Raw genomic sequence first — 26,358 nt, 5'->3', positions numbered from 1 at the left:
CCGCTCGGCTGAGTACCGCTCACCGGGCGGCCAGCGCCCGTTGCACACCCGGCTCGTGCGGGCCCAGACAGGTGGGGTCGGGCCGGAAGGCCGCGCTGAAGACAGCCTTGCCGGCGGCCAGGACCTCCCGGGCGCCGCCCGCCAGCCGGGTCATATCGTGCGGGACGGCGGCGGACACCCCGTAGGAGTCGATGCCGGCCGCCCGGCAGAGCGCCACCGCCCGGCGGATATGGAAGTCCTGGCTGACCAGCAGGGCACGGCGCACCCCGAAAACGCGCCGGCCACGGGCGCAGGAGTCCCAGGTGTCAAAACCGGCGTAGTCCCGGACGATGCGCTGCCCGGGAACGCCGTGCGCCACCAGATAGTCGCGCATGGCGTCCGGCTCGTCATAGGACTCCCGGCCGTTGTCGCCGGTCACCAGCAGCACCCGGACCTTGCCCCGGCGGTAGAGGTCGATGGCGGTGTCCAGACGGTCGGCCAGATAGGGGGAGGGTCTGCCCTGCCACAGCCCGGCGCCGAAGACCATCGCCACCGGGGCCTGGGGTGCGTCGGCCACTGTCCGCAGCCGGTCGCCGGTGCTTGCCCACACCCAGGTGACCGGCAGCAGGGCCAGTACACAGGCGGCCATCACGGCCCATAGCGCCCGCCGCTTGCCGCGCCGGGTGCCCGGCAGTCTCATGACGCTCCCCCTTCACGCCCCCGTTGTCGCAGTGAGTGACGCATTGGCCCGAGCCGTGGTTCCGGTGCTCCCGGTACGGCCCCTGCCGCTGTCACACCCTCCGGTTACCGTCAGGGGTATGAACGGCACCGCAGGCACCACCCAAGCCGCCCAAGGGGAACAGCCCGTCGTCGCCGGATACACGGCGGCGGACCTGGAGCGCTGGGCCGCCGAGCCCGACAAGCGCCCGGGCCGCACCGCCTTCCAGCGCGACCGCGCACGGGTGCTGCACTCCGCCGCGCTGCGCCGGCTGGCCGGCAAGACCCAGGTCGTCACCCCCGGCGCCAGCGACCACGGCTGGGACGCCACCCCGCGCACCCGGCTGACCCACTCCCTGGAGTGCGCCCAGGTCGGCCGGGAGCTGGGCGCCGCCCTGGGCTGCGACCCCGACCTGGTGGAGACCGCCTGCCTGGCGCACGACCTGGGCCACCCGCCCTTCGGGCACAACGGTGAGCAGGTGCTCGACGAACTGGCCGCGCCCTGCGGCGGGTTCGAGGGCAACGCCCAGTCCCTGCGGCTGCTGACCCGCCTGGAGCCCAAGCGCTTCATCCCCGACCCGCAGACCGGCGAGCCGGTCAGCGTCGGCCTCAACCTCACCCGCGCCGCCCTGGACGCCGCCACCAAATACCCCTGGCCGCGCGGCGGTCACCCCACCGACCCGGCCTCCCGCAAGTTCGGCGTCTACCCCGACGACCTGGCCGTGCACCGCTGGTCCCGGCAGGACGCCCCCGGGCAGCAGCAGAGCTTCGAGGCCCAGGTGATGGACTGGGCCGACGATGTGGCCTACTCGGTGCACGATGTGGAGGACGGCCTGCACGCCGGCCACCTGGACCCCAATGTGCTGCTGGCCGAGCCCGAGCGCCGCGAGGTCTTCGCGGTGGCCGCCCGCCGCTACGCCCCCGGCGCCGAGGCCGCGGAGCTCGCCGAGGCGTTGGACCGGCTGCTGGAGCAGGAGTGGTGGCCGCACGGCTATGACGGCTCCGCCGTCGCCCAGGCCCGGCTCAAGGACGCCACCAGCCAGCTCATCGGCCGGTTCTGTCTGGCCGCCGAGCACGCCACCCGCGAGCGCCACGGCCCCGGCCGGCTCACCCGCTACCGGGCCCGGCTGGTGGTGCCCCGGCAGACCCGGCTGGAGTGCGCGGTGCTCAAGGCGGTGGCCGACCGCTATGTGATGCAGCGCCCCGACCAGGAGAAGATCCGCGCCGAACAGCGCATCATCATCAGGGAGTTGACCGAGGCGCTGATCGCCCGTGCGCCCGACGGACTGGACCCCCAGTTCCGCTCGCTGTTCGCCGCGGCCGCCGATGACGCCGGGCGGCTGCGCGCGGTGATCGACCAGATAGCCGCGCTCACCGACGCCTCGGCCCGTTCCCTGCACGCCCGGCTCACCGGGGTGCCGTACGCGCCCCGCGGCTGAGCCGGTGATCCGGTGCCCCGGCGCCCCGAGGAGTCCCCGGGCCCGGCCCGGGTAGCTGACCCGTCCGGGGCAGTCCCCCTTTCGGCGGCAGGCCACGTGCGGGACGCTCGGCACTGGCGATCCGACGGGCACACACCCGTAACCGCAGCGAGGAGGCAGCAAGTGGTGGACGCAGACCAGACGTTCGTCATCGTCGGAGGGGGGCTGGCCGGCGCCAAGGCCGCCGAGACCCTCCGCGCCGAGGGCTTCACCGGCCGGGTGATCCTCATCTGTGACGAGCGGGACCACCCCTATGAGCGGCCGCCGCTGTCCAAGGGGTTCCTCACCGGCAGCGACGAGCGGGAGAGCGTCTTCATCCACAAGCCGGCCTGGTACGCCCAGGCCGATATCGAGCTGCACCTCGGCCAGCCCGCCGTCCACCTGGACCGGGCCGCCAAGTCGGTCCGCCTGGGCGACGGCACCCGCGTCCACTACGACCGCCTGCTGCTGGCCACCGGCGCCGAACCCCGCCGCCTGGACATCCCCGGCACCTCGCTGGCCGGCGTCCACCACCTGCGCCGGCTCGCCCACGCCGAGCGGCTGCGCGGAGTGCTGGCCTCCCTCGGCCGGGACAACGGCCATCTGCTGATCGCCGGGGCCGGCTGGATCGGCCTGGAGGTGGCCGCCGCCGCCCGCGGCTATGGCGCCGAGGTCACCGTCGTCGAACCCCAGCCCACCCCGCTGCACACCGTGACCGGCCCCGAGCTGGGCCAGCTCTTCACCGAGCTGCACCGCGAGCATGGCGTCCGCTTCCACTTCGGCGCCCGGCTCACCGAGATCACCGGACAGGACGGCATGGTGCTGGCCGTACGCACCGACGACGGCGAGGAACACCCCGCGCACGCCGTGCTGGCCGCCATCGGCGCCGCCCCGCGCACCGCCCTGGCCGAGGCCGCCGGACTGGCCCTGGTGGACCGCGCCGACGGCGGCGGCATCGCGGTGGACGCCTCGCTGCGCACCTCCGACCCCGATATCTTCGCGGCCGGCGATGTCGCCGCCGCCGAGCACCCCTGGCTGGGCACCCGGCTGCGGGTGGAGCACTGGGCCAACGCCCTGCACAGCGGCCCCGCCGCGGCCCGGGCCATGCTGGGCCGTACCGTCTCCTACGACCGGGTGCCCTACTTCTTCTCCGACCAGTACGAGGTGGGCCTGGAGTACCACGGCTACGCCCCGCCCGGCAGCTATGACCAGGTGGTCTGCCGGGGCGATGTGGCCAAGCGGGAGTTCATCGCCTTCTGGCTGCGCGAGGGCCGGGTGCTGGCCGGGATGAACGTCAATGTGTGGGAGGTCGCCGAGCGGGTGCAGCACCTGATCCGCACCGGCGCGGTGGTCGATCCGGCCGCCCTGGCCGACCCCACGGTGCCCCTGGAATCCCTGGCCGGCTGAGGTGTCCGAGCCTCCCCGTAGAATTCACCCGTGGCAGGCAGGATCAACGATGACGATGTAAAGGCGGTCCGGGACGCTGTCCCGATCGACGCCGTCGTATCCGAGTACCTCCAGCTGCGCAACGCCGGAGGCGGCAACCTCAAGGGCCTGTGCCCCTTCCATGACGAGAAGTCGCCGTCCTTCCACGTCAGCCCGGCCAAGGGGCTGTACCACTGCTTCGGCTGCCAGGAAGGCGGCGACACCGTCGACTTCGTGATGAAGATCGACCACCTCTCCTTCACCGAGACCATCGAGCGGCTGGCCGCCCAGGCCGGGATCACTCTGCGCTATGAGGAGGGCGGCTACACCCCCGGCCGCCAGCAGGGCGAGCGCACCCGCCTGGTCGAGGCGCACAAGGCCGCCGCGCGGTTCTACGCCGAGCAGCTGCAGAGCGCCGAGGCCGAGATCGCCCGCGCCTTCCTGGCCGGGCGCGGCTTCGACCAGGCCGCCGCCGAGCACTTCGGGGTCGGCTACAGCCCGGCCGGCTGGGACCACCTCACCCGCTTTCTGCGCGGCCGCGGCTTCACCGACAAGGAGCTGGTCCTGGCCGGCCTCTCCCAGGAGGGCCGCCGCGGCCCCATCGACCGCTTCCGCGGCCGGCTGATGTGGCCCATCCGCGACATCACCGGTGATGTCATCGGCTTCGGCGCCCGTAAGCTCCGCGAGGACGACAACGGCCCCAAGTACCTCAACACCCCCGAGACACCCATCTACCGCAAGTCCCAGGTGCTCTACGGCATCGACCTGGCCAAGAAGGACATCGCCAAGGGCAACCGGGCAGTGGTCGTCGAGGGCTACACCGATGTGATGGCCTGCCACCTGGCCGGGGTCACCACCGCCATCGCCACCTGTGGCACCGCCTTCGCCGGTGACCACATCAAGATCCTGCGCCGGCTGCTGATGGACAACTCCCGGGCCAAGGTGATCTTCACCTTCGACGGGGACGCCGCCGGCCAGCGGGCCGCCCTGCGTGCCTTCGAGGACGACCAGAAGTTCGCCGCGCACACCAATATCGCCGTCAGCCCCGGCGGAATGGACCCCTGTGAGCTGCGGCTGGACCGCGGCGACGAGGCGGTGCGCCAGCTGGTGGAGACCAGCACCCCGCTGTTCGAGTTCGCCCTGCGCTCGGTGGTCGGCCGCCATGAGGTGGACACCCCCGAGGGCCAGGCGGCCGCCCTGGAGGAGGCCGCGCCCATCGTGGCCGGCATCAAGGACAGCTCCATCCGCCACCAGTACGCGGTGCGGCTGGCCGGGCTGCTGGGCATCCTGGACACCCAGTTCGTGGTGATGCGGGTCAGCCAGCTGGCCCGCTGGGCCCGGGAGCGCGCCGAGCGCCCCGACGGCCGTAACCGCCCCGCCCCCGCCGCCCCCCGCCAGGCCGCCGCCGCTCCCGCCGAACGGCCCGCCGGCCCCCGCGGCCCGGCGCTCAACCTGCGCAGCCCGGCCCACCGCACCGAGCGCGAACTGCTCAAACTCGCCCTCCAGCGGCCCGAGTTGGTCTCTCCCGCCTTTGACGCCTACGGCGAGGACGAGTTCACCGCGCCGCCCTACGCGGTGGTCCGCCGGGCCATCGAGGAGGCGGGCGGAGTGGCCCAGGCCGATGACTCCTATCTGGCCCGGGTCCGCGAGGCCGCCCCCGACGACACCGTCCGCTCGATGGTCACCGAGCTGGCCGTGGAGCCGCTGCACGCCCGTACCGTGGACGAGGTCTACGCCGGCACCCAGCTGGTCCAGGTCCGGCTGCGGGCGGTGGAGCGCCGGGTGAGCCAGGTGCAGGCGAGCCTGGTGCGGCTGGGCGCCCAGGCCGCGCCGGACCATCTGGCCGCCGTACAGAACGAGTTGTGGGTCCTGGAGCAGTACGGCCGCGCGCTGAAGGACCGGGGCGCGGCGGCGCTGTAACGCCGCGACCGGGCCCCGTAACCAGCCGGTCACTGCCCGACCGCAGAAAGTGGCCGCAAGCCCCTCGTGGCGGGCCCGCGTCGTGCCCCACACTGGTGGGCGGTGCCTGAGTCCTCCGGAGCGATTACAGGGCCGGGAACCCTCCGCGAAGCCGCTCTCGATGCCGGGACGGACGGCGGACCTCCGCCGCCGCGCCCGCGTTCTCTGCCCCAGCAGCGATCATCTGGAGGTCGCCCCCGTGCAGACCCGGACCCCCATCCTCCAGCACGACCCGGCCGCCCCCGTCCCCGCCCCGGCCGTGCCGCACCAGCCCGGGCCGCCGGCCGCCGAGACCCTCCCCGAAGAGCCGGCCCGCGAGGACGAACGGCGCTCGGAGACCGGCAGTCCGTCCTCCGACCTCTTCCGCCAGTACCTCAGGGAGATCGGCCGCATCCCGCTGCTGTCCGCCGAGGAGGAGGTGGAGCTCGCCCGCCGGGTGGAAGCCGGGCTGTTCGCCGAGGAGAAACTGGCCCGTACCCCCGACCTGGACACCCAGCTGGCCATGGACCTGGACCGGCTGGTGGTGCTCGGCCGGATGGCCAAGCGCCGGCTGATCGAGGCCAATCTGCGGCTGGTGGTCTCGGTGGCCAAGCGCTACATAGGCCGCGGACTGACCATGCTGGACCTGGTCCAGGAGGGAAACCTCGGACTGATCAGGGCAGTTGAGAAGTTCGACTACGCCCGCGGCTACAAGTTCTCCACCTATGCGACCTGGTGGATACGCCAGGCCATGTCCCGCGCCCTGGCCGACCAGGCACGCACCATCCGAGTCCCGGTCCATGTAGTGGAGTTGATCAACCGCGTGGTCCGGGTGCAGCGCCGGATGCTCCAGGAACGCGGCACCGAACCCACCGCCGAGGAGGTCGCCGCCTACCTCGACCTCTCCGAGGAACGGGTCAGCGAGGTGCTGCGGCTGGCCCAGGAGCCGGTGTCGCTGCACGCCCCGGTCGGCGAGGAGGACGACGTCGCCCTCGGCGACCTCATCGAGGACGGTGACGCCGCCTCCCCGGTGGAGTCGGCCGCCTTCCTGCTGCTGCGCGAACACCTGGAGGCGGTGCTCTCCACCCTGGGCGAGCGGGAACGCAAGGTGGTGCAGCTGCGCTACGGGCTGGTGGACGGCCGGGCCCGCACCCTGGAGGAGATCGGCCGGATCTTCGGCGTCACCCGGGAACGCATCCGGCAGATCGAGTCCAAGACCCTCAACAAGCTCCGCGACCACGCCTTCGCCGACCAGCTGCGCGGCTATCTGGACTGAACTCCCGCTACTGGGGTGCCGCTTGGAACGCCCCCGGGTGGGTCTGCTCGCGCACCGTGGCGTACTGCTGGCGCACCGCCTGACCCGCCGCCAGCTCCTCGCCCGGCTCGAAGACCTGGCCGGCCGGGGCCGGCCAGTGCGGCGGCTCCTGCGGGGACAGCGTGCCCTGGTGCGCCCCCAGCGCCCAGGCGGCCTGCCGCGCCGCGCCCAGGGCCGCGTAGTCGGCGGGCTGCGGCACCACCACCGGGGTGCCGAACAGCTGGGGCGCCAGCGCCCGCACCGCGGGCAGCTCCGCCGCCGCGCCCAGCAGGAACACCCGACGCACCATCACGCCGCGCCCGCGCAGTACGTCCAGCGCGTCCGCCAGCCCGCACAGCATCCCCTCGAACGCCGCCCGGGCCAGGTGCTCCGGCTTCATGCTCTCCCGCCGCAGCCCGGTCAGGGTGCCCGCGGTGTGCGGCAGATACGGGGTCCGCTCGCCCTCCAGATAGGGCAGCAGCACCAGCCCGTAGGAGCCGGGGGAGGAGCGCAGCGCCAGCTCGGACAGCCCCGCCAGGTCCGTACCCAGCAGCTCGGCGGTGCCGCGCAGCACCCGTACCGCGTTGAGCGTGTGCACCACCGGCAGATGCATCCCGGTGGCGTCGGCGAAGGAGGTGATGGTGCCGCCCGGGTCGGTCAGCGCCTGGTGGTGGACGGCGAACACCGAGCCGGAGGCGCCCAGCGAGACCACCGCGTCGCCCGGACCCACGCCCAGGCCGAAGGCGGCGGCCATGGTCTCCCCGGTGCCGGCCGAGATCAGCAGGCCCTCGGGGGTGTGCCCGGCGGGCTCGGCCGGGCCCAGCACCTCCGGCAGCGCCGCCTGCCGCCCCAGCGCCAGCTCCACCAGATCCGGCCGCCAGGAGCCGGTGGCCGCCGACCAGAAGCCGGTGCCGGAGGCGTCACCGCGGTCGGTGGTACGGCGCATCGGCCGCCCCAGCAGCTGCCAGACCAGCCAGTCGTGCGCCTGCAGCAGCGCCGCCACCCGGTTCGCCGACTCCGGCTCGTTACGGGCCAGCCAGCGCAGCTTGGCCACCGCCAGCGCGGCCTGCGGCACCGAACCGACCGCCTCCGCCCAGGCGGCCCGGCCGCCCAGCGCGTCGATCAGATCGGCCGCCGCGGCCTGCATCCGCTTGTCGTTGCCCAGCAGCGCGGGCCGTACCAGCACCCCTCCGGCGTCCAGCGTCAGCAGCCCGTGCTGCTGCGCCGAGACGCCGATGGCCTCTACGCCCTCCAGCACCCCTCCGGCGGCGGCGTCGCCCAGGGAGATCAGCCACCCCTGAGGGTCGCCCTCGGCGGCGGACGGCGGGTGCGGCGCATAACCCTGGCGCAGCACGGCGCCCGTCTCCGCGTCACAGACGACAATGCGTGTGCTCTCGGCGGAACTGTCCAGCCCGGCGACTATCCCCATGCGGAGATGATGCCAAATCCCTGCTCAGGTATTGCTCGTACCCCACTCGTCCTCGTCCGCCCCGCGCTGCTCGCGCAGCGAGCGCACCCGCTCGGCCACCGGGGCCGGGATGCGGTTGCCCAGCCGGTCCAGCCCCCGCCCGGCCAGCGACCGGGCGTTCTGCGCGGCGGACTCGGCGGTATTACGCACCGCCGGATTCTGCGCGATGCGCTGTGCCCCCTTGCGCAGCTCCTCGTACCGCTCCCGGCCGGCCCGGGTGCCGAGTACATACCCGACAGCCAGCCCGGCGATGAACGTCAGCCGGTAGCGCATCGCGCCCATCCTTCCGTCGAAAACCCCTGCTCGGCGCCTACCCGGCGGCCCCGAAGGTCACTCCAGGGATACCGATTGGCGGAGCACCCCCCTGCTTGCGCTAATGTATGTCTCGCAGCGAGCGCACGCCGCCCGGGAGACCCGGGGAGGCGGCATTCGAGGCACAAGCCAATCCCCTGTAGCTCAATTGGCAGAGCAGCCGGCTGTTAACCGGCAGGTTACTGGTTCGAGTCCAGTCGGGGGAGCGCGATCCTCTGTAGCTCAATTGGCAGAGCAGCCGGCTGTTAACCGGCAGGTTACTGGTTCGAGTCCAGTCGGAGGAGCAGAGAGAAGGACCCCCTCGGGGGTCCTTTTTTATGCCCGGCGGGAACCAAACCGCCCCGGCCGAAGTCCTCAAGGTCAGGCTGGTCACACGATGCGCCCCCGCCGGGGCAACAGATCGTATGAGCGGCTATGCTGCGGCAGACGGCGCGCACAGATGTGCGCGACGCGCCGTGAACGGGGCGGTAGCTCAGCCGGTTAGAGCAGCGGACTCATAATCCGTCGGCCGTGGGTTCGAGTCCCACCCGCCCCACTTTGCGGCAGCAGTGCAGAAACGTTCTGCTTGTCTCACGCCCCGGCCGGTGCCTTCCGGCCGGGGCGTTGTGCGTCGCAGGATGGGAGCGGGGGCCGAGGCAGGGAGGCCGTGCCGTGAAAGCATCGCATCCGCACCCCGGCGAGGGGCTGGCGGCGGTGGCCGCCGTGGCCATTGGAGTGCTGGCGGTGGTGGCGGTCAAGGCCGCCGCCGGCCAGGACCGGCCGATGGCCGCCGGTGCGCTGGCCGGGGCCGCCGCCCTGGCCCTCGCCCTGCTTGTCCTCTCGGCGTACCAGCACCGGGTCCGGCTCCGGGTGGAGCACGAGACCTTGCCGGCGGGGCCGGTGGACGACAGCTGGTTCACGCCGGAGACGCTGGACGGGTTTCCGGCGGAGGCGGTACGTCCACTGCTGTCGGGGGCGGGAGCGCCGAGCCCGGGCGAGGTCTATACGGCTTGGGTGCTGGTCCGGCACGGGCATGACGCGGTGTGGGTCGCTCAGCATCTGGGACTGCCGGTGGAGCTGACGCGGGTGCTGGGGGAGGCGGCGGCGCGTCAGCGCCGGTAGGCCGTCGCGCCCGCGCGGGCGCCCCTCTGACGGGGCGAACTCGGCGGGGGTGTGATCGACTGGGGACAGGAGCTGTCCATGGTCTACCCCTCCCGATCAGCCGCCTCGCGGGCCTCGCTGCCCGCCCGGGTCACCGGGCGGCTGTCCCGGCTGTCCTGGGTGGATCTGGTGGTGGCCGTCGCCGTGCTGGTGGGGATCTATCTGCTGCTGAGGGTGGGCAAGGGGGCCACGGTCTCCTTCGACCCGGCCCGGGTGGTGAAGGTGGACACCGACCCGGCCAGGCTGCCGTACTACGCGGCGCGCAGCCTGCTGCGGATGTTTGTCGCGCTGGCCGCCTCGGTGGTCTTCACCCTGGGGTACGCCTATGCGGCGGCCCGCAGCCGGCGGCTGGAACGGGTGCTGATCCCGGCGCTGGACATCCTGCAGTCGGTGCCGGTGCTGGGCTTTCTCACCGTGGCGGTGGCCTGGTTCCTCTCGCTGTTCCCCGGTTCGGTACTGGGCCTGGAGCTCGCCGCCATCTTCGCGATCTTCACCTCCCAGGCCTGGAACATGACCTTTGGCTTCTATCACTCGCTGATCACCCTGCCCCGGGAGCTGGACGAGATCTCCCGCTCCTTCGGCTTCACCCGCTGGATGCGGTTCTGGAAGGTGGAGCTGCCCAACGGCGCCATCGGGCTGGTCTGGAACGGGATGATGAGCTTCGGCGGCGGCTGGTTCTTCCTGGTGGCCTCCGAGGCGATCAGCGTGGGCGGCCACCAGTACGCGCTGCCGGGCCTGGGCTCGTACGCGGGCACCGCCATCGCCGAGGGCGACCTGGGCAAGGTCGGCTGGGCGGTGGCCACCATGGCGGTGCTGGTGTTCGGGGTGAACTTTGTCTTCTGGCGGCCGCTGACCGCCTGGACCGAGCGGTTCAAGAACGAGCAGTCCGAGGCCGCCGACATCCAGCGGTCCCTGGTGCTGGACTTTCTGCGCCGCTCCTCCTGGCCCCGGCTGCTGGGCCGGCCGGCCCGGTGGGCCGCCGAGGTCATGGGCCGGGCGGCCAGGGTGCTGGGCACCGACGACCGGCCGCTGACCGTCAGCCGGGCCCGCCGCCGCACCGGCGACCTGGTCTTCGCGCTGGTGGCCGGCGGGCTGATCGGCTGGGGCCTGGCCGGTCTGCTGGGCTATCTGCACCGCAGCACCGGGCTGGGCGTCTTCGCCGAACCGCTGCTGCTGGGGCTGGCCACCCTGGCCAGGGTGGTGGTACTGGTCGCCGTGGCCACCGTGGTGTGGGTCCCGGTGGGCGTACGGATCGGCTTCTCGCCCCGGCTGGCCAGGATCGCCCAGCCCGTGGTCCAGCTGCTGGCCAGTTTCCCGGCCAACTTCCTCTTCCCGCTGGCCACTTGGTTCTTCCTGTGGAGCGGCCTGTCGCTGAACGTCGGCGGTGTGCTGCTGATGGCGCTGGGTGCCCAGTGGTACATCCTGTTCAACACCATCGCCGGGGCCGCCGCCGTGCCCACCGATCTGCGCGAGGCCATGGACGACCTGGGGGTACGGGGCCGGCAGCGCTGGAAGCGTCTGATCATCCCCGGGATCTTCCCGGCCTATGTCACCGGCGGGATCACCGCCTCCGGCGGCGCCTGGAACGCCTCCATCGTCTCCGAGGTGGTCACCTTCGGCGGCACCACCCTGACCGCCACCGGCCTGGGCGCCTATATCGCCAAGGCCACCTCGCACGGCGACTATCCGCAACTGGTCGCCGGGATCGCGGTGATGGCCTGCTATGTGGTGGCCCTCAACCGCCTGCTGTGGCGCAGGCTCTACCGCCTGGCCGAGACCCGTTACTCGCTGCAGAGCGCCTAGAGAGGAAGGGGAGGTCCGATGATGGCCCCGACCGCAGGCCCCGGGGGCGAGGTGCTGCTCGCCGCCCGGGAGGTCACCAAGTCCTACGCGGGAGCGGACGGTGCCCTGCCGGTGCTGGCCGGGGTCGATCTGGAGATCCGGGCCGGGGAGATCGTCGCCCTGCTGGGCCGTTCCGGCTCCGGCAAGTCCACCCTGCTGCGCTGCCTGGCCGGGCTGATCCCGCCCACTTCCGGCACCATCAGCTACCGGGGCGCCCCGCTGACCGGCGCCAACCGGGGCACCGCCATGGTCTTCCAGACCTTCGCCCTGCTGCCCTGGCTGACCGTCCAGCAGAATGTCGAACTCGGCCTGGAGGCAAGGGGGATGCCCGCCGCCGAGCGGGCCGAGGCGGCCATCGGGGCCATCGACCTGATCGGTCTGGACGGCTTCGAGTCCGCCTATCCCAAGGAGCTTTCCGGCGGAATGCGGCAACGCGTCGGATTCGCCAGGGCGTTGGTGGTGGAGCCCGATGTGCTGCTGATGGACGAGCCCTTCTCCGCGCTGGACGTACTGACCGCCGAGAACCTGCGCGGTGAGCTGATGGAGCTGTGGGCCTCGGGCCAGTTCCCCACCCGGGCCGTGGTGCTGGTGACCCACAACATCGAGGAGGCGGTGCTGATGGCGGACCGGGTGGTGGTGCTGGGCTCGCGCCCCGGCAGCCTCCGGGCCACCTTCGAGGTGCCCTTCGCCCGCCCCCGGGACCGCAACGCCCCGGAGTTCGACGCCCTGATCGACGCCGTCTACCAGGTGATGACCGGGCGGGAGAAGGAGGGCGCCGCCCCGGTGGCCGGGCGGGGCCCCGCCCAGCCCTCCGACCTCGCCAAACGCACCATCGCCAACACCCCGCTGCCGGAGGCCAGCGTGGACGGGCTGTCCGGTCTGGCCGAGATCCTCGCCCAGCACGGCGACCGCTGTGACCTGGCGGATCTGGCCGAGGAACTGGGCCTGGAGGTGGACGACCTGCTGCCCCAGGTGGACGCCCTGGACCTGCTGGGCTTCGCGGTCATCCGGGACGGCGACCTGCTGCTCACCGAGCGCGGTGCCGCATTCGCCAGGGCCGATGTCCAGGAGTCGAAGAAGATCTTCGCCGATGCGGTGCTGAGGTGCGCGCCGCTGGTCAAGCTGGTCGTCACCAGTCTGCGGCGCACCGGCGGCAGTCTGCGGGCCGGTTTCTTCCGGGACCTGCTCGCCCACCACTACACCAGCGAGCAGGCGGTCCGGCAGCTGGAGACGGCCACCGACTGGGGCCGCTATGCCGAGCTGTACTCCTATGAGGCGGCTCCCGAGGAGTACGCCCTCGACGAGGGCGGGGCCGCCCCGGAGTGAGCCGGGTCAGTCCTGGTCGTCGTCGCCCAGCAGTTCGGCGATGCGCAGCAGGGCGGGCAGGGCCGCCCGCAGGGCGGTGCGGTCGGCGGGCGGCAGGGCGTCCAGGGCGGCGCCCAGACGGCGTTCATGGGCCTCGGCCCAGGCGGTGAGCTGGGCGCGACCGGTGTCGGTGAGGGTGACGGCGGAGGCCCGCCGGTCGGCCGGGTCCACCGCCCGGGCGACCAGCCCGGCGGTCATCATCTGGCCGACCAGACCGCTGACGGTGCTGGTGGCCAGCCGCTGCCGGGCGGCCAGGTCACCGATCCGGACGGGCGAGTGATCGGCCAGCGCCTGGAGCAACTCCACCTGGGCGACGGGCAGTTGCTCCCATGGGTAGTCGGTGCGGATGGAGGTGCGCAGGGCCCGGCGCAGCCGGGTGACGGCCTCGGTGAGCAGCCGGGCGTCGGTGCCGGTGGAGGGGGGTGACTTGGGGGGCATGGCGGGACTCTACCCACCGTCCGGACGCCGCCCGACGGCTCGGAGGCCCAGGCCCTCACGGGCCCCAGGCCTTCACGCGCCCCGGCGGTCGCGCGGTCCCAGCCAGGAGAGGGTGCCGCCGGTCAGGGCGACGGCCAGCAGGATCAGCAGTGCGGCCGGTTCGCCCGGGGCGAGGCCCGGGGCCAGGGCGAGGGTGACCAGGGCTACGCCCAGTGCGGTGCCCAGTCCTCGGGCCATATTGACCAGCCCGCCGCCGGTGCCCGAGCGGCCGGTGGGCATGGCGCTCATGACCAGGGCGTTGTTGGCCGGGGTGAAGATGCCCAGGCCCAGGCCCAGCAGGGCGAGCAGCGGCACCAGCCCGTCCCGGTGCGGGGTGAGGACGGTCAGTACGGCCAGGGCGGCGGCGGCCAGGGCGGCGCCCAGCAGGCAGCGGCTCCGGTCGCCCAGCCGCCGGGGCACCATCCGGTCCCCGCCCACCGCGCCCAGCGCGAACCCGGCCGGCAGGGCGGTCAGCACCGTCCCGGCCGTCAGCTCCGAGGCGCCGGAGGAGGTGACCACCACGGGGACCAGCACCAGCGGCCCGAAGAGCACCAGATAGCCGCAGAGCGCCGCGGACAGTCCGGTGGCCACCGCCCGTCCGCGCAGCACCGCCAGGTCCACCAGCGGGTGGGCGGCCCGGCGCTGGCGGAGCAGAAAGCCCCGGCCCGCCGCGGCGGCCGCCAGCAGCAGCACCGGGGCCGCCCAGCGCGGCACGGCCGGTGCGGAGGCGGCGGACACCCCGAGCAGCAGGGTGGTGGTCGCGGTGGCCAGCCAGGCCAGGCCGGGCCAGTCGAAGCCGGGGGAGCGGTCCCGGGTGCGGCTGCGCGGCAGCAGATAGTGCCCGGCCAGCAGCGCCACCGCGCCTATCGGGACATTGATGGTGAACACCCAGCGCCAGCCCAGGGTGGTCACCAGCGCGCCGCCCACGGTGGGGCCCAGGGCCAGGCCCAGCGCCTGGGCGGCGGCCTGCGCGCCCAGCGCGGCGCGCAGCCGGCCGCGCGGTGCGCTGGTGGTCACCAGGGCGACGCTGTTGGCCTGCATCAGGGCCGCGCCACCGGCCTGGACCACCCGGAAGCCGGTCAGCGCGGCCAGCGAGGGGGCCAGTCCGCAGGCGGCCGAGGCGAGGGTGAACAGCAGAAAGCCATAGAGGTAGAGCAGCTTGCGCCCATGGGCGTCGGAGAGCCGCCCGGCCGGCACCAGCAGGGCGACCAGGGTGAGCAGGTAGCCGAGCGAGACCCATTCCACCGCGGCCGCCGAGGCACCGAACTCGGTACGCAGGCTGCCGAAGGTCAGGGTCACTATGGAGGCGTCCAGCTGGCCCATAAACGCGCCGAAGCACACCGTGGCCACCGCCAGCCGCCAGGCGTACGGGCTCTCGCGTATCACCCGCGGCCGGGGCCGCTCCCGGACCAGCACGGTGGCGGGCATGGCTCCCCTTCCCCTGGATTCCGTGACACCCGGAAGGATACGTCGGTAACCGAACTATTCGTAGACCGATGGGTAACGGGGAGGGAAAGGGGAGAGCCGGAAGGAATCAGAGGGAACTAAGCGGGGTCGGAGAGGCCGGAGGGTGCCACATTGGTGACCTTGATCGCGGAGCGCAGTCCCCGGGCCAGCTTTACGCCGTCACCCACGCCCCAGTAGTGCAGATAGAACAGCCTTGGGCGCTCGTGCAGCATATGGCTGTGCAGTGAGACCACATCGATGCCGCCCCGCCGCAGCGCCCGGATGACGCCCTGCACCTCATCGGCGATCAGTACGAAGTCCCCGTTGATCGCGGCCCGTTGGCCGCCCAGCGGCTGGAAGGAGATGGCGGTGGTGGCGCCGGTGCCCTTGGGGAGCAGCCGGTCGTGATCGACGATGGTCTCCCGGCGGGCGAAGGTGAACTTGAAGATCCGTCCCTCATTGCCGCCCCGGGCGCCCATCGCCTCGCTGATGCCTGTGGTGTCCAGGTCGCCGGGGGGCTGCCGCTTCAGCTTGGACCAGGCCGGGGTGCCGGTGGTCTTCAGCGCCGCCCGGATACCCCGGGCCAGCGCGGTGCCGGAGCCGACGGCGTGCACATGCGTCCACCACACCGCGGGCTCATGGGCGAGCAGATGCTTATGGATGGCGGTCTGGCCGATGCCATGCTCCTGCAGAGTGTCGATCAGGCACTCCAGCTCGCCGTCGGTGACGGCCATATCGCCCATCAGCATGGTGCGGTCGTCGGCGTAGCGGATGAAGGAGAGATAGGACCCGATGCCGATATTGGGGTCCACCTTGATGCCCTGGGAGCTCACCTTGAGGTCATGGCGGGGGAAGCCCACTCGGTAGACCGTCTTTCCGGCCACCCGGCCCTGGGCGTTGAGCGTCCGGTCGATCTCCCGCCAGTCGGCCGGGGTGGTGGTGACCGGTTTGATCAGGGGCCGCTCGCCGGGCTTCGGCCCGCGCGCCGCCCGGAAGCCCATGGCCCCGGCGCCGGCCAGCACCGGCGTGAGCGCGGCGACGGTCACCAGCCGGCGCCTTGAGGAGCTCGCCCGCTTTTCGCTGTCCGGCTCTCTGTCGTTGTCCGGCTGTCTGTCCTCGTCCGGCTGTCTGTCCTCCGGCCGCCTGTCACCGGTCATACCGGTCATACGAAATCACCTCCAGGGAGGATGTAACCACGGTCACATCGGCTGGGCCGGGAGGTGCGTGTAGGCCATCGGGTGCCTGCCCGGCGGGAGCCGGAATACCGGCCGCCGCGGCCCGGTTGCCGCCCGTGACCCATCGCACGCCCACCGGACCGAACCGGACGAGAGACGGAAAGCGAGGTGCGCGGCATGGCCGGCGGCACCGTGGAACTCACCAAGGACAACTTCGACGCGGTCGTGGCGGACAGCCCGTTCGTCCTGATCGACTTCTGGGCCGAGTGGTGCGGCCCCTGCCGGCGGTTTGCGCCGGTCTTCGAGGGCGCCGCGGCGCGCCATGACGACCTGGTGTTCGCCAAGGTGGACACCGAGGCCCAGCCGGAGCTGGCCGCCGCCTTCGAGATCAGCTCCATTCCCACGCTGATGATCGTGCGGGACAACATCGCGGTCTACGCCCAGCCCGGGGCACTGCCCGAGCCCGCGCTGGAGGACGTCATCCGGCAGGCGCGGGCGCTGGACATGGACGAGGTACGGGCCTCGGTCGCCCGGGCCACGGGCGGGGACGGCGCGGAGGGCGGGGACGCCTCGGTCTGAGCCCGGGCCCGGCCAGGCGTTCCGGGGTTGGGGAGGCGTCCCGCGCGGGAACGGAACGAGAGGGTCGGGGAGTCCCGATCTTCGCAACCGGCTTTCGAGAGGACCATCGTGGCAACCAACCGCGTCGCGCACACCGTGTGGGAAGGCGAGCTGCTCAAGGGCAGTGGCACCGTCACCTTCGACTCGTCCGGCATCCCCGGCCAGCCGGTCAGCTGGCCCTCCCGGGCGGAGCAGGCCAATGGCAAAACCAGCCCGGAGGAGCTGATCGCGGGCGCTCACTCCAGCTGCTTCGCCATGGCGCTCTCACACGGTCTGACCGGTGCCGGAACGCCGCCCACCCGGCTGGAGACCAAGGCCGAGGTCACCTTCCAGCCGGGCGAGGGCATCACCGGCATCCATCTCTCGGTACGGGGCGAGGTGCCCGGCCTGGACGAGGCGGGCTTCGCCGCGGCGGCCGAGGAGGCCAAGAAGAACTGCCCGGTCAGCCAGGCGCTGGCCGGTACCACCATCACGCTGACGGCCGAGCTGGCCTAGAGGGGCTGTCCGACGGCTCTTGGGGCGCCCCTAAGGGGCGCGGGGAACTGCGCGACCAGCCACATGCGCCCGCACGTGACACATGACCGCGGGTCATGGGGCCGCTCACCGGAGGAACGGCACCCGGCGCTGGCACGGTCCACGAGTCGTCGGACACCGCCTAAGGCCGGGCTCCCGGGGCCGCCGGCGGGGCGGGCCGTCAGGAACGCAGCGTGGCGTAGACGACCAGGTCATGGACCGGGTGGCCCCGGGCGTCCCGCTCACCGGTGCAGGTGACCAGGCGCAGCGCCCGTTCCCCGGGGGCGTGGAAGACCTCGGCGGCGGGGAAGTCGGCGGGCTTGTCCAGGGTCCGGGTCGCGGTGACGGTGAAGCGCAGCACCTTGCCGTCGCCGCGCTCGACCTCGATGGCCTCGCCTTTGCCCACCCTGTGCAGGTCGCGGAAGACCGCCCGGCCGTCAGGGGCCTTATGGCCGATGATCACGGCCGCGCCGGGCTCTCCGGGGCGGGCGCTGGCCGTGTACCAGCCGGCGGTCATGCCATTCTCGGGCGGGGGCGCCTTGTCGGGGGCCAGACGGAGCAGGGGGCTGTTCACATCGATGGAGGGGATGGTGAGCCGCTGGGGTTCCTCGGCGGAGGCGGGTGTGCCGATGGCTTTTCCGGCGTCGTTCTGGCTGGTCACCAGGACGGCCGGCAGGGCCAGTGCCGCGAAGGCCGCCAGGGCGAAGAGGATGACGCGGGTGCGGGGCATGTCCTTCACCGTAGGTGCGGCTTTACGGGCCGCTCATCGGGCAAACGGACGGTTCGGGTCCACCTGAAGGATGAGTCGGATGGGCGAGCCCATTACCCGCCGGCGGCCGGTGTGACCTCCTGCAGCAACCCCCAGGTGAAGTCCGCCACATACTCACCCCTGCCCCCGGCCGCGTCGTCGGCCGTGAAGGAGAGCCGCCAGCGGGTCGGCGCGGTGCCCTCCATGGGACGGGCCGGGGCGAAGGCCCGGGCCACCTCATCCACCGTGTGGCTCCAGGGCGTCAGCTCCTCGACCGTATGCGGCACCGGCGGGGCCGCGCCCGGCGCCCGTACCAGCCACTCATTGAAGACCGCGCCGCCCGGCGCGGTGAGGACCTCGAAGCGCAGATCCGGCCAGAGCGGCACCGGCCACAGGGCCGCCTCGAAGGTCAGATCGCCGATCCGCCGGCTGCCCGTACTCTCCGGCGGCCCGAGCACCGACCGGTAGCGGGCCCCGGCGGCCCGCGACCGCGGTGAGCGCACCATGGCCTGCCAGCGCCGGTTGGCCTCGCGCAGCTCGCCCCGGCCCACGCCCAGCCGGCGCAGGGCGTCCTCGACCAGATGTGGCTGGAAGTCGGCCATCCGGCGCAGCAGGACGAGCTGGAAGTCGTCGGGGCCGAAGGCGGCGGAATCCTTGCCGGACGCGGAGCTCATACGGGGGACTCACCCACCATCCGGCGCAGCAGATCCCGCAGCACCGTGCGTTCGTCCTGGGACAGCGCGGCCAGCGGCTCCCGGGCGAAGTCCAGCTCGGCGCGCAGGAGTTGGGCCGTCTCCCGGCCCGCTTCCGTGGCCGCGGCCAGTTTCACCCGGCGGTCGTCCGGGGCCGGGCGGCGCTCCACCAGCCCCCGGGTCTCCAGCCGGTCCACGATGCCGGTGACATTGGAGGGCTCGCACTTCAGCCGCTGGGCGATCTGCCGCATGGGCAGCGACTCCCGGGACAGCAGGGCCAGCAGCTTGGCCTGGGCGCCGGTCAGCGAGTGCCGGGCGGCCACCGCCTCGTACTCCTCGTGATAGCGCGCCACGATGGTCGCGATGAGTTCGACCACCTCGACGGTGAGCGGATCGGAGCGGGGAACGGATCGGGGCATGGGGACAGCCTACCCAGTTGCTTGACAACATAAAATATCTAGGTGCAGGGTTGTTTCAGGTACTGAACTAACCCGGAGAGGGTCGAACCATGTCCGTCACACCCGCCGCCGGCCGCGCCTGGCACCTGGTCGCCCGCCCGCAGGGCTGGCCCAAGCCGGAGGACTTCGCCCTGCGCGAGGAGCCGGTGACCGAGCCCGGTGAGGGCCAGATCCTGGTCCGCAACCTCTATATGTCCGTGGACCCCTATATGCGGGGCCGGATGAACGAGAGCAAGTCCTATGTCCCGCCCTTCTCGCTGAACCGTCCGATGAGCGGCGGCGCCATCGGCGAGGTCATCGCCTCCCGCTCCGCGGGCTTCGCGGTCGGCGACCATGTGCTGCACGACCTCGGCTGGCGCGAGTACGCGGTGGTGGACGCCACCCGGGCGGTCAAGGCCGACGCCGGTGCCGCGCCGCTCTCCGCCTATCTGGGCGCGCTGGGCATGCCCGGAATGACCGCCTACGCCGGCCTGTTCGAGGTCGCCTCCTTCAAGGAGGGCGACGCGGTGTTCGTCTCCGGTGCGGCCGGCGCGGTGGGCAGCCAGGTCGGGCAGATGGCCCGGCTCAAGGGCGCCTCCCGGGTGATCGGCAGCGCCGGCTCGGACGAGAAGGTGCGCCGCCTGATCGAGGAGTACGGCTTCAACGCCGCCTTCAACTACAAGAAGGGCCCGGTCGCCGAGCAGCTGGCCGAGGCCGCGCCCGAGGGCATCGACGTCTACTTCGACAATGTCGGCGGGGAGCACCTGGAGGCGGCGATCGGGGCGCTGAACGTCCATGGACGGGTCACCCTGTGCGGGGCCATCGCCCAGTACAACGCCACCGAGCCCACGCCCGGCCCGCGGAATCTGGTCCAGGCCATCGGCAAGCGGCTGCGGCTCCAGGGCATGATCGTCAGCGACCACGGGCATCTGCGGCAGCAGTTCGTGGACGAGGTCGGCGGCTGGATCCGGTCCGGCGAGCTGAAGTACGACGAGACGGTGGTCAATGGAATCGACAACGCGGTGGAGGCCTTCCTGGGCCTGCTGCGCGGCGACAACACCGGCAAGATGATCGTGAACCTGGGGGCCGAGTGATGTCCATGGACGTGCTGTACACCGCGGTGGCCACCGCCGAGAACGGGCGGGACGGACGGGTCGCCAGCGACGACGGCAAGCTGGATGTGGTGGTCAATCCGCCGAAGGAGCTGGGCGGCAGCGGGGCCGGGACCAACCCCGAGCAGCTGTTCGCGGCCGGGTACGCGGCCTGCTTCCAGAGTGCGCTGGGAGTGGTGGCCCGGCGCGAGGGGGCCGATGTCTCCGGGTCCACGGTGACCGCGGAGGTCGGGCTGGGGAAGACGGCCGATGGCGGGTACGGGCTCGCGGTGGCGGTCTCCGCCCGCATCCCCGGTGTGGACCAGGCGGTGGCCACCGCGCTGGTGGAGAAGGCGCATCAGGTGTGCCCGTACTCGCGGGCGGTGCGGGGGAATGTCGAGGTGACGCTGAGCGTCATCGGCTGACCGTTGGTGGGTGGGCACGCCCCTTCGGGGCGTGTTCCGCCCACCCACCCGCCCGATTGCCCGGTGAGTAAAGGCGGGCGGGTCAGATCTCGGCGAGCGCCAACCCGGGTGCCTCACCCGGCGCTTCGGCCAGCACCGACCCGTCCACCCCCCACACCGCACTCAGCCCGCACCCCACATAACTCCCGGCCGGCCCCACATGGTTGGCGAGCAGCACCGGCATCCCGTGCTCCTTGGCGAGCCGGGGGAAGAGCTCGGCCCGTTCCTCCACGCCGCCGCCGCGCCCGTACAGCGAACTCGCCACCACCAGCGAGCAGTTGTCGGCCACCGCGGCCGCGGTCAGCTCCGGGAAGTGGGCGTCGTAACAGATCAGCAGCCCCACCCGGACCCCGTCCACCGTGAACCGGCCGTCCTCCGTACCGCCCGTGAAGCCCGCGGCCCGCTCGGTGTCCGTTACACACCGCTTGAGATAGCGGGTGAGCAGTTCCCCGTCCGGCCCGTACACCAGGGACTGGATCACCGGCCCGCGCCCGGCGCAGTTGACCACCGCGGTGACCCCCGCCGCCCGGCACGCCTCGCGCAGCGGAAGCAGCCGGGGGTCGTCCGGTTCCAGGGTCAGCCGGTCCTGACCGGCCACGATCGCGTCGAGTTCATAGCCGCTCACCGCCAGCTCGGGGAAGACCACCAGCGAGGCACCGCGCTCCGCCGCCTCGGCCAGCAATTCGGACATCACCGCCACATTGACCCCGATGTCCAGGGGGCGGGCGGTGAACTGGGCAGCTGCGATGATCATTGGCCCATCATCACCCGCGCAGGGTGCCCGCCGCCACCATGAGCACCGACCGCACCTGGGCCACGATGGCCAGCCGGTTGCGGACGAAGTCCGGATCGGTCACCGCCCCGTCCGGTGAGGTGTTGCCGGCGCCGAACTCCAGCACCGGGGTGTGCAGATGGCCGCCCGGAACCCGGAGCTTCACCGCGTCCCGCAGCAGCGTCGCCCGGTAGGCGATCTCATTGGAGAGGTAGTCACCGCCGCCCCCGGCCCGGGCGGTGGAGCCGGGCGTCGGTCCGTCCGGCCGCTCGACCGGCTCGGTGCCGCCCGCCGGGATCTCGGTGACATCGGTGTGGTCGTACACCGGGTAGGAGCCGGTCTTGGCGGTGGTGATGGCCGCGTACGGCAGGGTGGTCACCGTCCACTGCGGCTGCGGATGGACGCTGGGCACCCCGGGCGGCACCGGCACCATGCCCTCCCGGGAGATCCGGGCGTTGTCCTCGAAGCCGCCCCGCCAGGCGCCGTTGGTGCGCTCCAGATCGAAGCGGCCGGGGCGGCCCTGGCTGATGGTGGTGAACATGTCCACCTGCCGCGGCCCGGGGCGGAAGTACGGCAGCAGGGTGTGCTCCACCGTGCCGGCCGCGAAGTCGTCCCAGCGCACCGGGAAGAGCACGGTCTCGATGCGGGCCGGACCCGAGGGGGTGTTGACCGTGGTGCCGTCCAGCGCCAGCGCGGCCGCGCCCGAGGGGTTGGACCGCCGTGCGTCGTCGTCGAGTTCAAAGGGGTCGAAGCCGGTCACCAGGATGCGCTTGACGCGGTGACCGGCCGGGAAGGTGATGGAATCCTGGCCCCGCGAGGCCCGCTCCACCCGCTCCATCAGTGCCGCCCGGTGCCGGTCGTCCAGGGCGAACTCCGGCTGCCAGCGGCGCAGTTGGCCGGTCAGCTCCAGCCGGGCCCAGTACAGCGGACGGTCGTCGTCCCGGCTCAGATCACCACCGGAGGGCCCCCGCCCCTGGACCCGGTCCACCGCCCGGCGCCATAGCCGCCGCCCCTGCTCGGTGGCCAGCCGGTCGGCCTGGTCCAGGCTGTGGACGCCGGCCAGGGCGCGGGCGAAATCGGCGCCGACCCGGTCGAAGCCGCTGCGCCGCAGAATCTCCTGCGGTATGCGGCCGCCGAGCCGCTGTTCCTCCACGGTGGGCGAGGGGGTGCCGGGCGCCGCCTGGGCGGGCGCGGCGAGCGGGGACAGCAGCAGGATGGTGGCGGCGAGGAGGGCGCCCCGCAGGCCCGGGGTGAGCGTGCTGATTCTCATGGGGCCGCATGAAATCACCGCGCCGGAACAAACGGTAGGGCCGGAGCGGACGCTCTGTCAGGGCCGTAGCTTTCCGGCCACAATGGCCGTATGGCTACAGTGGAGTTCGCGTCGGCGCCGCCGCTCTTCACCCCGGGCAGCGGCCAAGGAGTCCGTCAGTTCACCGAGTTGGGCCTCGCCCTGCTGATGTCCTCGCTGATCGGTCTGGAGCGCGAGTGGCGGCAGAAGAGCGCGGGTCTGCGCACCCACACCCTGGTCGGGGTGGGCAGCGCGCTGTTCATGGAGGTCTCCATCCATGGCTTCGGTGCCGTGGTGGGGCTCCAGGGGACGGCCCTGGATCCCTCGCGGGTGGCGGCGCAGATCGTCTCCGGCATCGGCTTTATCGGCGGCGGACTGATCTTCGTCCGCCGGGACGCGGTACGCGGCCTGACCACGGCCGCGACCATCTGGCTGACCTGCGCGGTCGGCATGGCCTGCGGGGGCGGGCTGCCGCTGCTGGGCGTGGCGGCGACGCTGGTCCACTTCCTGGTGGTGCGCGGCTTCCCGGTGATATCCCGCCGGCTGGCCGGTGCCCCGGCCGTGGAGCGCATAGAGCTGCGGCTGTCCTACCGCACCCGGCGCGGGCTGCTGGGCCGGGTGCTGGAGCTGTGCACCACCAGCGGGTTCCGGGTGACGGGGGTGCATATCGAGTCGGAGGCCCAGGAGAAGGGGAAGGTGCGGGAGGCGGATGTGGTGCTCAATCTGGAGGGCAGAGTCTCCGCCCATCCGCTGGTGGAGGAACTGACCGACTGGGACGGCATCCTGGGGGTGGGCCTGCGTACCCACCACGACAGCACGGAGTGAGGCCGCCGGGTGAACTCGCTTGGGAATCCGGCGGGTTCATCCGATAACGTGCGGCTGGGCAGGGGCGGGACCACCTGACGGGTCCTTCCCCTGCCCCGCCGTGCTCAAGGGCGGGCTCAGTCCGTGCTCAGCTCGCGGTGACCCGGCGGTAGGCCAGTTCGGCCAGCTCCCGCTGCCCCTGCTTATTGGGGTGGAACCAGTCCCAGCGGCTCAACTCGTCGTCACCGAAGGCGAATTCATGGACCGAGCCGTCATAGCGGCACAGCCGGTCCCGTTCGCAGACCTGGCGGAGCACCGTGTTGTACTCGCCGACCCGCTGGTCCACCGCGGCCCGCCGCTGCCGGCTGGCGGCGTCCTGGGCCTCGGCGTCACGCAGCATCGAGGGGCAGATGCCCAGCTTCCAGATCTGCCGGCCCAGCGGATTGCGGCTGCCCTGGGACCACAGCCGTTTGAGGTCCGGGACGCTGGCCACATAGACCTGGGTGCTGGGCAGGGCGCGGCGCAGTTCGGCCAGCGAGCGCTCGAAGTCGCGGCGGTAGTCGGCCACCGGCGTCATGGCGCCGACCTCGGTGCGGCAGGCGTCATTGGCGCCCAGCAGCACCGTCACCAGCTGGGGCCGGTGGGCGATGGCCGCGCGCATCTGGCCCGGCAGGTCGGCCATCCGGGCGCCGGTGCGGGCGTAGTTCCAGCTGTGCCCCTGCGGGGCCGGCAGCAGCCGGACGGCCAGGCTGTCCACCTCGGTACCGGTGGACCAGGAGACCTCGGGGCAGTCGGCGAGCAGGGAGCAGGCGTCATAGCCGCGGGTGATGGAGTCGCCGAGCGAGGCGATGGACTGGGGGTGGGTGTTCCAGACCGGGCCGGGCGTCGGTTTGGCCCGGGGCTCGCCGGTGGCGGCCGTACGGTCGTCGCAGCCGGTCAGCAGCAGGGCCGCCGACAGTGCGGCCGACACCGCCGCCACGGCGGTCCGGGCGGCTGGCCGCCGCCACCGAGTGATGCGCATGGACTTCCCCCTCCGGCCGGGTGATATCTGTCCGGGACCGACGGTACGTCACCCCGGGGGATCCATTGCACGATAGCTTTCCGGAGCGGCCCAACCGGTCCGGGCAGCGTTCGCATGCCGTACCGTCATCTCACAGGACATCAGGCCTGTCCCATTTCGGGAGATTTGCTCCCGATGGTGTTTACTGTTGGTAACCTCGTTCACCTGGTACGTGAGTGACCATTGGGGCAGAATGTACGGGTGCGAGGCCGCTGGGGAAGGCGAACCTCGAACGCACGGGAGGTCCCGGTGACGACACGTGGAGTTCTGTATGTGCACTCCGCGCCGCGTGCGCTGTGCCCGCACGTCGAATGGGCCGTGGCCGGCGTCATGGGCGGGCGGGTCACCCTCGACTGGATCCGGCAGCCGGCCGCGCCCGGCACCTGGCGTTGTGAGTTCTCCTGGCAGGGCCGCGTAGGCACCGCCTCCAAGCTGGCCTCCGCACTGCGCGGCTGGCATCTGCTGCGCTTCGAGGTGACCGCCGAGCCCTGCGCCACGGCCGAGGGCGAGCGCTATAGCTCCACTCCCGACCTGGGCATCTTCCATGCGGTCACCGGTATCCACGGGGACATCCTCATCCCCGAGGACCGGCTGCGGGCGGCCATGAACCGGGCCGCGCGGGGGGAGACCGAGCTGGCGGGCGAGGTCGCCAAGCTGCTGGGCAAGCCATGGGACGACGAGCTGGAGCCCTTCCGCTATGCGGGGGAGGGTGCGCCGGTGCGGTGGTTGCACCAGGTTGTTTAGCGTTGTCCCGCCGGGACGGGTGCGGGGTTTGCCCTGGAGCGGGCTCGAGCACCTAGCGTGGCCGTTATGTCTGACACTCTCTCAGTAGCCGTCCTCGGTACGGGGACCATGGGCGCCCCGATGGCCCGTAACCTCGCCCGGGCCGGGCTGGATGTACGCGCCTGGAACCGCAGCCGGGACAAGGCCGAGCCGCTGGCCGCCGATCAAGTGGCCGTGGCCGGGACGCCCGGGGAGGCGGTGCGCGGCGCCGATGTGGTGCTGACCATGCTCCATGACGCCTCGGCCGCGCTGGAGGTGATGGAGCGGGCGGCTCCGGAGCTGCGGCCGGGCACCGTGTGGGTACAGTCCTCCACCGCGGGCCTGGACGGGCTGGCCGAGCTGGCCGCCTTCGCCGGGGAGCGGGGGCTGGTGCTGGTGGACGCCCCGGTCTCCGGCACCAGGCAGCCCGCCGAGCAGGGCACCCTGGTGGTGCTGGCGGCCGGGCCGCGGACGGTGCGGGAGCGGATCGCGCCGGTCTTCGAGGCGATCGGCAGCCGCACCGTATGGGTGGGCGAGGATGCCGCCTCAGGCGCCGCCACCCGGCTGAAGCTGGTGGTCAACAGCTGGGTGCTGACCGCCACCCATGGCGTGGCCGAGGCGCTGGCGCTGGCCGAGGGGCTGGGGACGGACCCCCGGGACTTCCTGGCGGTGGTCGAGGGCGGACCGCTGGACATGGGCTATCTGCGGGTCAAGTCCCGGCTGCTGATGGAGGACTCGCTCACCCCGCCGAGCTTTGCCACCGCCACCGCCGCCAAGGACGCCGAGCTGATCGTGGCGGCCGCGGAGCGGGCCGGGGTGCGGCTGGATGTGGCTGCGGCCGGGCTGGAGCGGTTCCGGCGGGCGGTCGGGCAGGGGCACGGGGGCGAGGACATGGCGGCCTCGTACTTCGCCAGCTTCCAGGGTGACGCGGACGGTTCCGGCGAGGCGGGGTAGCCGCCCGGAGACCGCCGGCCGGCGGGGGCGGCCGTAGGGCGCAACCGGTGCTACCGGCCGCGTACTTGGCCGGGCAGGACATCCGGGCTCAGGCCGTCCGGGCCGGAAAACGACGCTGCC

The 26,358-nt window shown here is 72.5% G+C and carries 26 protein-coding genes and 3 tRNA genes; 17 read left to right on the top strand and 12 right to left on the bottom strand.

Features of this window, described 5'->3' with window-relative positions:
• Positions 1-19 precede the first annotated feature (19 nt).
• Positions 20-679 carry a SanA/YdcF family protein gene (locus tag CV755_RS16730; protein ID WP_109281034.1) on the bottom strand — a complete coding sequence of 220 codons (660 nt, stop codon included), beginning with the start codon at positions 677-679 and terminating at the stop codon, positions 20-22.
• Positions 680-797: 118 nt separating this feature from the next.
• Here CV755_RS16730 and CV755_RS16725 point away from each other — a divergent pair, with 118 nt between their 5' ends.
• The 4 genes from CV755_RS16725 (at position 798) to CV755_RS16710 (ending at position 6,792) form a co-directional block, all read left to right on the top strand.
• Positions 798-2,135, top strand: a complete 1,338-nt coding sequence (locus CV755_RS16725; protein ID WP_109281033.1) for a deoxyguanosinetriphosphate triphosphohydrolase — start codon at positions 798-800, stop codon at positions 2,133-2,135.
• A gap of 162 nt (positions 2,136-2,297) precedes the next feature.
• A complete protein-coding gene (locus tag CV755_RS16720) occupies positions 2,298-3,560 on the top strand; it encodes an NAD(P)/FAD-dependent oxidoreductase (RefSeq protein WP_109281032.1) in 1,263 nt (420 codons plus the stop codon).
• A 30-nt stretch (positions 3,561-3,590) separates the two neighbouring features.
• Positions 3,591-5,498 (top strand): DNA primase, encoded by a 1,908-nt coding sequence (gene dnaG / locus CV755_RS16715; RefSeq protein ID WP_109281031.1) that lies wholly within the window; start codon positions 3,591-3,593, stop codon positions 5,496-5,498.
• Between the two features lie 160 nt (positions 5,499-5,658).
• The gene (locus CV755_RS16710; protein WP_109281030.1) at positions 5,659-6,792 is read left to right on the top strand and encodes an RNA polymerase sigma factor; all 1,134 of its coding nucleotides are present in this window, start codon (positions 5,659-5,661) and stop codon (positions 6,790-6,792) included.
• 7 nt (positions 6,793-6,799) lie between these two features.
• On the opposite strand, the gene CV755_RS16705 is transcribed toward CV755_RS16710, so the two are convergent.
• Complete coding sequence (locus tag CV755_RS16705) at positions 6,800-8,239, bottom strand: FGGY family carbohydrate kinase (RefSeq protein ID WP_109281029.1); 1,440 nt, start codon at positions 8,237-8,239, stop codon at positions 6,800-6,802.
• Positions 8,240-8,263: 24 nt separating this feature from the next.
• On the bottom strand, positions 8,264-8,551 hold the full coding sequence (locus CV755_RS16700; RefSeq protein ID WP_109281028.1) for a hypothetical protein: 288 nt from the start codon (positions 8,549-8,551) through the stop codon (positions 8,264-8,266).
• A 172-nt stretch (positions 8,552-8,723) separates the two neighbouring features.
• Between CV755_RS16700 and CV755_RS16695 the strand changes: the two genes are divergently transcribed.
• The 6 genes from CV755_RS16695 (at position 8,724) to CV755_RS16670 (ending at position 12,898) form a co-directional block, all read left to right on the top strand.
• Positions 8,724-8,796 (top strand) — tRNA-Asn (locus CV755_RS16695).
• A gap of 5 nt (positions 8,797-8,801) precedes the next feature.
• Positions 8,802-8,874, top strand: a tRNA-Asn gene (locus tag CV755_RS16690).
• 177 nt (positions 8,875-9,051) lie between these two features.
• Positions 9,052-9,125: transfer RNA gene (locus CV755_RS16685), tRNA-Ile, on the top strand.
• Positions 9,126-9,241: 116 nt separating this feature from the next.
• On the top strand, positions 9,242-9,691 hold the full coding sequence (locus CV755_RS16680) for a hypothetical protein (protein ID WP_109281027.1): 450 nt from the start codon (positions 9,242-9,244) through the stop codon (positions 9,689-9,691).
• A gap of 78 nt (positions 9,692-9,769) precedes the next feature.
• Positions 9,770-11,533, top strand: coding sequence for an ABC transporter permease (locus CV755_RS16675; protein ID WP_109281026.1), 1,764 nt, complete (start codon positions 9,770-9,772; stop codon positions 11,531-11,533).
• 18 nt (positions 11,534-11,551) lie between these two features.
• Entirely contained in the window at positions 11,552-12,898 is a 1,347-nt protein-coding gene (locus CV755_RS16670; protein ID WP_109281025.1) for an ABC transporter ATP-binding protein, read from the top strand.
• A gap of 6 nt (positions 12,899-12,904) precedes the next feature.
• Here the strand turns inward: CV755_RS16670 and CV755_RS16665 are convergent, their stop codons facing one another.
• The 3 genes from CV755_RS16665 to CV755_RS16655 form a co-directional block, all read right to left on the bottom strand.
• Complete coding sequence (locus CV755_RS16665) at positions 12,905-13,375, bottom strand: MarR family winged helix-turn-helix transcriptional regulator (RefSeq protein ID WP_109281024.1); 471 nt, start codon at positions 13,373-13,375, stop codon at positions 12,905-12,907.
• Between the two features lie 72 nt (positions 13,376-13,447).
• Positions 13,448-14,842 (bottom strand): MFS transporter, encoded by a 1,395-nt coding sequence (locus CV755_RS16660; protein WP_193553417.1) that lies wholly within the window; start codon positions 14,840-14,842, stop codon positions 13,448-13,450.
• 116 nt (positions 14,843-14,958) lie between these two features.
• Entirely contained in the window at positions 14,959-16,026 is a 1,068-nt protein-coding gene (locus CV755_RS16655; protein ID WP_241561253.1) for a DUF1259 domain-containing protein, read from the bottom strand.
• Between the two features lie 186 nt (positions 16,027-16,212).
• On the opposite strand from CV755_RS16655, the gene trxA reads away from it, so the two are divergent.
• Together trxA and CV755_RS16645 are read left to right on the top strand one after the other, a co-directional pair.
• Entirely contained in the window at positions 16,213-16,614 is a 402-nt protein-coding gene (gene trxA, locus CV755_RS16650; RefSeq protein ID WP_109281911.1) for a thioredoxin, read from the top strand.
• Positions 16,615-16,722: 108 nt separating this feature from the next.
• Positions 16,723-17,148: an OsmC family peroxiredoxin gene (locus tag CV755_RS16645; RefSeq protein WP_109281023.1), complete on the top strand. Its 426-nt coding sequence runs from the start codon at positions 16,723-16,725 to the stop codon at positions 17,146-17,148.
• Positions 17,149-17,347: 199 nt separating this feature from the next.
• Here CV755_RS16645 and CV755_RS16640 read toward each other — a convergent pair whose 3' ends face one another.
• The 3 genes from CV755_RS16640 to CV755_RS16630 all read right to left on the bottom strand — a co-directional run bounded on the left by CV755_RS16640 (position 17,348) and on the right by CV755_RS16630 (position 19,025).
• Positions 17,348-17,896, bottom strand: a complete 549-nt coding sequence (locus tag CV755_RS16640; protein ID WP_109281022.1) for a class F sortase — start codon at positions 17,894-17,896, stop codon at positions 17,348-17,350.
• A 92-nt stretch (positions 17,897-17,988) separates the two neighbouring features.
• Positions 17,989-18,588 (bottom strand): hypothetical protein, encoded by a 600-nt coding sequence (locus CV755_RS16635; RefSeq protein WP_109281021.1) that lies wholly within the window; start codon positions 18,586-18,588, stop codon positions 17,989-17,991.
• Entirely contained in the window at positions 18,585-19,025 is a 441-nt protein-coding gene (locus CV755_RS16630) for a MarR family winged helix-turn-helix transcriptional regulator (RefSeq protein ID WP_109281020.1), read from the bottom strand. Before CV755_RS16630 ends, CV755_RS16635 begins: the two co-directional genes overlap by 4 nt.
• Before the next feature lie 89 nt (positions 19,026-19,114).
• Here CV755_RS16630 and CV755_RS16625 point away from each other — a divergent pair, with 89 nt between their 5' ends.
• On the top strand, positions 19,115-20,137 hold the full coding sequence (locus CV755_RS16625) for an NADP-dependent oxidoreductase (protein WP_109281019.1): 1,023 nt from the start codon (positions 19,115-19,117) through the stop codon (positions 20,135-20,137).
• Complete coding sequence (locus CV755_RS16620) at positions 20,137-20,559, top strand: organic hydroperoxide resistance protein (protein WP_109281018.1); 423 nt, start codon at positions 20,137-20,139, stop codon at positions 20,557-20,559. Before CV755_RS16625 ends, CV755_RS16620 begins: the two co-directional genes overlap by 1 nt.
• Before the next feature lie 82 nt (positions 20,560-20,641).
• Here the strand turns inward: CV755_RS16620 and CV755_RS16615 are convergent, their stop codons facing one another.
• A complete protein-coding gene (locus CV755_RS16615) occupies positions 20,642-21,352 on the bottom strand; it encodes a carbon-nitrogen hydrolase family protein (protein ID WP_109281017.1) in 711 nt (236 codons plus the stop codon).
• Positions 21,353-21,362: 10 nt separating this feature from the next.
• Positions 21,363-22,640, bottom strand: coding sequence for a pyroglutamyl peptidase (locus CV755_RS16610; RefSeq protein ID WP_109281016.1), 1,278 nt, complete (start codon positions 22,638-22,640; stop codon positions 21,363-21,365).
• A gap of 90 nt (positions 22,641-22,730) precedes the next feature.
• Between CV755_RS16610 and CV755_RS16605 the strand changes: the two genes are divergently transcribed.
• Entirely contained in the window at positions 22,731-23,483 is a 753-nt protein-coding gene (locus CV755_RS16605) for an MgtC/SapB family protein (protein WP_109281015.1), read from the top strand.
• Positions 23,484-23,610: 127 nt separating this feature from the next.
• Here CV755_RS16605 and CV755_RS16600 read toward each other — a convergent pair whose 3' ends face one another.
• Positions 23,611-24,483, bottom strand: coding sequence for an SGNH/GDSL hydrolase family protein (locus CV755_RS16600; RefSeq protein WP_109281014.1), 873 nt, complete (start codon positions 24,481-24,483; stop codon positions 23,611-23,613).
• A gap of 288 nt (positions 24,484-24,771) precedes the next feature.
• Between CV755_RS16600 and CV755_RS16595 the strand changes: the two genes are divergently transcribed.
• Together CV755_RS16595 and CV755_RS16590 are read left to right on the top strand one after the other, a co-directional pair.
• Positions 24,772-25,266: a DUF3145 domain-containing protein gene (locus CV755_RS16595; protein ID WP_109281013.1), complete on the top strand. Its 495-nt coding sequence runs from the start codon at positions 24,772-24,774 to the stop codon at positions 25,264-25,266.
• 66 nt (positions 25,267-25,332) lie between these two features.
• Entirely contained in the window at positions 25,333-26,238 is a 906-nt protein-coding gene (locus tag CV755_RS16590; RefSeq protein WP_109281012.1) for an NAD(P)-dependent oxidoreductase, read from the top strand.
• Positions 26,239-26,358 lie beyond the last annotated feature (120 nt).

It is taken from the genome of Streptomyces orinoci (genome assembly GCF_003121295.1).
Lineage (GTDB): Bacteria > Actinomycetota > Actinomycetes > Streptomycetales > Streptomycetaceae > Streptomyces > Streptomyces orinoci.
This window is presented reverse-complemented; position numbering and strand designations above follow the sequence as displayed.